This is a genomic window from uncultured Arthrobacter sp., from assembly GCF_902805515.1.
Taxonomy (GTDB): domain Bacteria; phylum Actinomycetota; class Actinomycetes; order Actinomycetales; family Micrococcaceae; genus Arthrobacter_D.
On record NZ_CADCTE010000073.1, the window covers coordinates 41,968 to 48,452 of the forward strand.

The window sequence follows — 6,485 nt, forward strand, 5'->3', positions numbered from 1 at the left end:
GCGCAGGGCTGTGCGGGTCTGCCTGGTGTGGGCGACTGCCCGTGATCGGGATGTTCATCGTGAGGCCGCGATTTCCTGCCGCCACGCCTCGTCAAGGGCCGGCACCCACTCGGCGGAAAGTTCGCCGTGCGCCTTACGGGACAGCTCGTCATAGGTCGGGACGACAGGGGAGGCCGGAAGCTGGTCGAAAAGGGTCTCATCCTCGGGATCCAGGCGACCGAGGTCAAGGACCGGGAACTGACCCCACGTATCCGGGTCGGCTTTGGCCGCCTGCTGCTCGGGTGACAGGGCCAGATTCGCGACGACCATCGCACCGGCAGGGTCGGCGGCGTTCGCCGGTATCGCCAGGAAACTCGCGTTGCCCACGGTCCCCTCCTCAAGGGTGAGGACCTTCGTGGTGTCCGGCAGCGCCCCGGAAGCGACGAGGTCGGTCAGGGTGGCAGGCCCGTAGGTCATGGCGATATCAACCTCGCCATCGGCGAAGAGCGTGTTCAGTGCCTGCTCGTCGCGCGGATAGGTAGCCCCTTCACGCCACAGGGACGGCGCCACGCCGGTCAGGGCGTCAAGGGCCGCCGGGGAGTGCTCGTCGAACGCCTCGTCGCTGAAGTCAAGTGGCACCGCCTCGGCTCCACCAGCGGCGGCGAGCATCACCTCGCGCAGGAACACGCTACCGGTGAAGTCCGGCGGGGCAGGGTAGGTGAAACGCCCAGGATGGTCCTTCGCCCACTGAAGGATGCCCTCGAGGGTGGTCGGCGGGTCGTTCACCGTCGCGGAGTTGTAGAAGAACGTGAACTGGGCTTTGTGCCAGGGCGCTTCACAGCCGTCCACCGGTGTCCCGAAATCATTCAGGAGCAGGGGATCCTCCGGGTCGGTGAGGTCCATGTTCGGCAGCAACCCGGTCCAGTCACACCGCCACGCCTCAGCCTGCCGGCCGGTACTGAAGTTGGCGCCATTGACCCAGACAAGGTCCACGGACCCGTCCGAACGCCCTGCCTGGCGTTCGGACAGGACCCGGTTGACGGCATCGGCCGTATCGGTGATCGGCACCCGGCGCAGCGTCACTCCCTCAGCCGCCGCAGCCGGAGCCAGAACGTCGTCGACGTACGCATTTCCCTGCTCATCCCCGCCGTACATCCACAGGTCGACCGTTTGCCCGTCAGCCTCAGCACGAACGTCATCGAACGACGCGAAAGCCGACGGCGTCTCCGGTGACGGTGCGGCGCAGGAACTCAATGCCAGCCCGGCCACAGCAGTCACAGCCGCAGTCATCGGGGCCGCGGACCTCCGCAGTCGGGCATGATGCCGAGTGCCCGGCAGGGAAGGGAATGTACGTGCGTGATTCATAAGTCCTTCTGGGGTGGTAAGAGCTGGTTCCAGTATGCTTCGAAGCGGCACCGATCCTTGACGGGCCATATCAGGCCGTATTAGGTCATTTCGGGCCGTATTAGGTCATTTCGGGCGACATCAGGCAATTACGGCGGGAGACCATGCAGCGCGACGCCGGGAACCATGCGCCGTTGATGACCCCGACCCGACGGGTCCTGCTGCTGGGTGTCATCGTCATTGCGGCGACCGTGATCGTGCTGGTGGTTCCGCTTCCCGACGTCGACGAGCTGCGCGCCCTGGTCGACCGGGCCGGCTGGTGGGGGCCCTTCGGGTTCGTCCTCGGGTACGCGGCCATGACCCTGGCCCCTGTGCCCAAGAACGTCCTCTCCATCGGGGCAGGGGTCCTGTTCGGGTTCCTCCCGGGCCTGGGGCTGGTGTACGTGGCGGCGCTGCTCGGCGCGACCGCCGCGTTCTGGCTCGGGCGCCTGCTCGGCCGCGACGCGGTCGAGAAGTTCACCGGGACCCGGGTGGAGAAAGTCGACGCCGTCCTCAGCCAGCGCGGATTCATCGCCGTCGTCGGCGTACGCCTGATCCCGGTCCTGCCCTTCACCGCCATCAACTACTCGGCCGGCCTGACCGCGCTGGGATGGTGGCCCTACCTGCTGGGCACCATGGTCGGGATACTGCCCGGCACCGTAAGCTTCCTCGCCCTGGGTGCCTACGGCATGGACTTCGGCTGGCCCGCCACACTCGCAGCGGCCGCCCTCGGCGCCCTCACCCTCGCGGGCCTGATCTACACGCTGCGGGTCCGGCGCAGGAACCGGACCTCCGATGTTTGACAGCCGATTACGGCCCCTGCTGGCGCCGGCACTGAACCGGACCGCCGCCGTGCTGGATGTACCGTGGGTCAGTCCCAACCGGCTCACAGGGGCCAACCTCGTCCTCGGACTCGCCAGCGCAGGCCTGGCCGCAGCCCAACTGTGGGCACCGGCACTCATCGCATGGCTCCTGTGCCGGCTGGCAGACGGGATCGACGGCCCGCTGGCCCGACGCCGGGCAGCACAAGCAACACGGGCAGCGCAAGCAGTCCGTGTGGGACAGGCCCCAGCACCGGATGGCGGTCGAGGGGGATTCTGGGATATTGCTGCTGACTTCATCGTCTATGGGGCGACCGTCGTGGGAGTCGCCGTGGGAGCGACAGCTGCCTTCGGTGCCCCATGGTTACCCTTCCTCCTCGTCCTGTTCGCTTACTACATCAACGGCAGTGTTTTCCTCGCCTTTTCCTCCATCGCCGAGAAAACAGGGCGGACCATTGACGACGGCCGGTCCCTGTCCTTCCTCGGAGGTCTCGCCGAAGGAACTGAAACAGTCATCGTGCACAGCCTGTGGCTGCTCCTGCCCTTCCTGTCCTGGCAGATCGCGCTCGTCTGGGCTTTTCTCGTCTCGGTCAGCGCCACCCAAAGGATCATCACCGGCTACCGCAGGCTCGGCTGACCGACAGGCGCTCATCGTCAAGACAGGCGTTCACCGTCGATCTCGCCAAGCACCTCCAGCCACCCCGAGCAGCGGCCTGAGCATGCCTCATGCTTCGCAGGAGGAGCTGCGAACCGGTTCTTGGGCTGCGTGTCGGTCTTCTGGGTGGCGCCTGCGCACGGCCCGCCAACGGGTAAGACGGATCAGCAGCGACGTGAGGGCGCGGACGAGAGGCTTCTTAAGAGACGCACGGGCATCGGCAATGGCTGCGTTCCACAGGGCGTCGTTGTATGTCGGGTAGGGGTGGGTGACCCCCGCGAGGTCTCGGGTGGTGAGCTTCTGATGGACCGCGAGAGTCAACTCGCCCAGACTCTCTCCTGCCCTCGGTCCGACGATGGTGCCCCCGAGAATACGGCCACGCCTGTCGATGATCAGGCGGGTGAAGCCTGTGTCCTGGCTCTCGGTGATCGCCCGGTCCGTGTGGGCGTGCTCGATCGTTGAAACGCGGTGTCGCCGGCCATCGGGTCTGGTGACGCCTACCGCCGCGACCTCGGGGGAGGTGTAGGTCACCCGGGGCACGACCGTGCTCACTGCCCTGCGCACCCCCAACACAGCGTTTGATGCCGCGGTGCTCGCATGAACCCCGGCAAGGTGGGTGAAGTCAGGGTTTTGGGTGACGTCTCCGGCTGCCCACACGAGCGGATTCGACGTCCGCATATTCGAACCGACCAGTACCTGGCCCTTGTCATCGGTGTCCACGCCGATGAGCTCCAAGCCGAGACCTCTGCTGCGTGGTTGCCGGCCCGCTGCGACCAGGATCATGTCGGCGGGGAAGGTCCGTCCGTCACCGAGCCGCACGCGACTGACTGGCTCCTGCCCGCCCCCGGCCGAGGTGATGACCTCCTCCACCTCACTGTCCTCGATGACGTGCACGCCGTCCCGGGTAAGACTGGAGCGGATGATCGTTGCCGCATCGGGATCTTCCCTGGGCAGGATCCGGGACCGGGCGATCATCGTCACATTCGAGCCGAGCCGGGCGAAAGCCTGTCCCAGCTCACAGGCAATGGGCCCTCCACCGATGATCACCAGACGCGCGGGTAGCTCACGCAAGTCCCATACCGTCTCCGACGTCACCACCGGTGCCTGATCCAATCCTGTAATAGGAGGAAGCGCCGGTTCGCTGCCGGTCGCGATGAGGGCCTGCCGGAAATACACCGTCTCCCCACCGATCTCGGCACGGCCCTGTCCCTTGAAGCGGGCCGCCCCCTGACGGACCGTTACGCCCGTCTCCTCGAGAGACGCCGGAGAGTCATTGGGCTCAATGGTCCTGATCGCTGCTGCGATCCGCTCTCTGATCTCAGCAAACATCACCGGACCGCTTGTTCCGTGCCGAGCATCGACTGCGCCCGCCGCCGCGGACAGAAGCGTCTTGGACGGAACGCACCCTGTCCACAGACAGTCCCCGCCCGTGCGTGAGCGCTCCACCAGCTCGACGCGGGCTCCCAGACGCGCGGCCGTCTTTGCCCCTACAATCCCTGCCGTTCCACCGCCGATGACCAGAAGGTCAAACACATTTGTACTCGATCTCATTCGTGCCTCATCTGTTCGCTCAATTCATCGCTGGTCACCGGCAGTCCCTTCGGAGGAGGACCGATTAGGGTGTGAGCCTAACTGGTCGTCCCAGCGCCAGACCGTGGCGCCTACATTCGTGGAGTGATTCTGATCGCCGAGAAATACAGCAGCTTCGCACCCCTCTACGACCTCATGTCAGCAGAAATTCCCATCTACCGCGCTGGCCGGAAGCTCGGCGTCCAATCCCTTGATCTTCGAGCCGGCGCGCAAGTGATCGACGTCGGGTGCGGTACAGGACTGAACTTCCGGCACCTCAAAGAACGTATCGGATTGGCCGGGACCATCGTTGGGATCGACCGGAGCGCTGAGATGCTCGCGCAAGCCCGACGAAAAGCCACCCGACATGGGTGGACCAACATCATCCTCATCCAGGCCGATGCCACCACGACACCCTCCGAATCCATTATCGAATCAATTACGTCCCAAGGGGGCCGGCCACTCTCCGACGCGGCCCTGGCAACCTACGCCCTGTCCCTCATGAACCCTTGGGAGGCGGGATGGAACATGATGCGCAAGCTCACCGCACCGGGCGGGCGCCTTTGCATCGTCGACATGCAGGAACCCACCAGCCGCATCCCGGGAACGCGCGCCCTGGCACGCCTGGCCTGCAGCCTTGGCGGAGCCGACATCACCGCCCACCCCTGGAAGGCAGTCGAAGCAGACTGCGTCGACGTGACGGACGGAACTGCACGCGCAGGACACCTGCAAATCCGGACCGGGCGTCAAACCGCGACCTGACGAGTCAGATAAGGGATCCGCTGAAGTGAATCGCGTCGACGGACTGCACATACTTCTGCAGCTCACTCAGCACAGAGCGACCGGGTTCACTCTCGGGAAACACCTCCGTGTGGTCCTCGAGCCGGTGCCACGTCACCTGCTCCCGATCAACCCTCGGATACAGATCCGCCGAACGGGACGCGCACCACCAGCACGAGCCATCGACTCCTGCCAGCGCGGTGCGAGCCTTACTACCGCTACCGAGACTATGAGCCCCACCCCCAGCTCTGTAATTCAAGACACCAAGCCAGCACTTCGTGAGGCACCCGACGCGGGGCTCACTCGGTGGCGAGACCTTATCGCGGTTGGAATGGGCCGTCTTCAAGACAGTGATGTCGTGCACAATGACCGGTCGGCAGATGAGCCCGCTGAGATTCTGCTCTGTTCCTACGAGGGGGGACGCTGCAGCGTCCACGCCCACCGGCGCGATCCTGGAGGGGCGGGGCAGGCACGTTAGATCCGCATACCCTTGTAGGTGGAAGCGCCTGCGGATCAGCCGCCGAGGTGAGTGCCGTTGTCGGTCGGCAGGTTTGTGTCAGTTGGGCGGGTAGGCGTCGTTCGGGAAGCCGGGTTCCTCGGGCTCGGTCGGGTCGCGCGGCTGTCCGGGCTGGGCCGGGTATTCCGCCAGTTCGATCGGCTGATCTGATTCCGGCTGCGCCTGCGCATCTTCCCGATTCTGCTCCCGGCCGTCAGCGTCGTCCACCCCGGCGTGTTGGGAGCTGCCCGTCCCGGAAACGGCCGATCTGGACGAGCCTCGACGGGCCCGCCGGTGGCTTCAATACCCATGAACAGGCCCTGATGCGTCCCGGTCAGGGTGTCGGCAAGGGCAACATCATCCTCGGTCTCGGTGAGGTGGTTGACGTCGACCCTGAGGTCGGGAAAGGCACTGCGCAGTTCCGTGAACAGGTCCCGGAAGCCGCCGAGGCCGGTCCCCTGCACGGGGGCGGGGTCGTGGTCCACGCAGTCCGGTGCGACTACCTGATCGAACGCCGCGTGATCGCCGCTGTTGATGGCCTCACCCAAGCGCTCCAGCGCCGCAATGTTCTGATCCCTGCCCATCCAAAGTCCTTCCGCTGTGTTGGCCGGAGCCACTGCGGGGGCGGAGGAGGATCTCGGCGGTGGCCGTTGTGGCGGTGCCGGATCAGGAGAACCTGATCCGGCACCGGTTCGTGCTGGTACTGCTTCACGTCTGGTACTGCTTCATGCCTGGTGGTGCTTAGGTGTGATGGTGCTTAGGCGTGATGGTGCTTAGGCGTGATGGTGCTTAGGCCTGGTCG

General features: G+C 65.5%; 6 protein-coding genes. 3 read left to right on the forward strand and 3 right to left on the reverse strand.

The window, feature by feature from the left end:
• Window positions 1-54: 54 nt before the first annotated feature.
• Window positions 55-1,257, reverse strand: a complete 1,203-nt coding sequence (locus tag QZX79_RS06320) for an ABC transporter substrate-binding protein (RefSeq protein ID WP_294566194.1) — start codon at window positions 1,255-1,257, stop codon at window positions 55-57.
• Window positions 1,258-1,487: 230 nt separating this feature from the next.
• Between QZX79_RS06320 and QZX79_RS06325 the strand changes: the two genes are divergently transcribed.
• Together QZX79_RS06325 and QZX79_RS06330 are read left to right on the forward strand one after the other, a co-directional pair.
• Window positions 1,488-2,165 (forward strand): TVP38/TMEM64 family protein, encoded by a 678-nt coding sequence (locus tag QZX79_RS06325; RefSeq protein ID WP_294566198.1) that lies wholly within the window; start codon window positions 1,488-1,490, stop codon window positions 2,163-2,165.
• Window positions 2,158-2,820, forward strand: a complete 663-nt coding sequence (locus tag QZX79_RS06330) for a CDP-alcohol phosphatidyltransferase family protein (protein WP_294566201.1) — start codon at window positions 2,158-2,160, stop codon at window positions 2,818-2,820. Before QZX79_RS06325 ends, QZX79_RS06330 begins: the two co-directional genes overlap by 8 nt.
• A gap of 87 nt (window positions 2,821-2,907) precedes the next feature.
• Here the strand turns inward: QZX79_RS06330 and QZX79_RS06335 are convergent, their stop codons facing one another.
• Window positions 2,908-4,371, reverse strand: a complete 1,464-nt coding sequence (locus tag QZX79_RS06335; RefSeq protein WP_294566204.1) for an NAD(P)/FAD-dependent oxidoreductase — start codon at window positions 4,369-4,371, stop codon at window positions 2,908-2,910.
• Between the two features lie 141 nt (window positions 4,372-4,512).
• Between QZX79_RS06335 and QZX79_RS06340 the strand changes: the two genes are divergently transcribed.
• Window positions 4,513-5,169 (forward strand): class I SAM-dependent methyltransferase, encoded by a 657-nt coding sequence (locus QZX79_RS06340; RefSeq protein WP_294566206.1) that lies wholly within the window; start codon window positions 4,513-4,515, stop codon window positions 5,167-5,169.
• Between the two features lie 531 nt (window positions 5,170-5,700).
• Here the strand turns inward: QZX79_RS06340 and QZX79_RS06345 are convergent.
• Window positions 5,701-6,267, reverse strand: coding sequence for an ester cyclase (locus tag QZX79_RS06345; protein WP_294566209.1), 567 nt, complete (start codon window positions 6,265-6,267; stop codon window positions 5,701-5,703).
• Window positions 6,268-6,485: the final 218 nt, after the last annotated feature.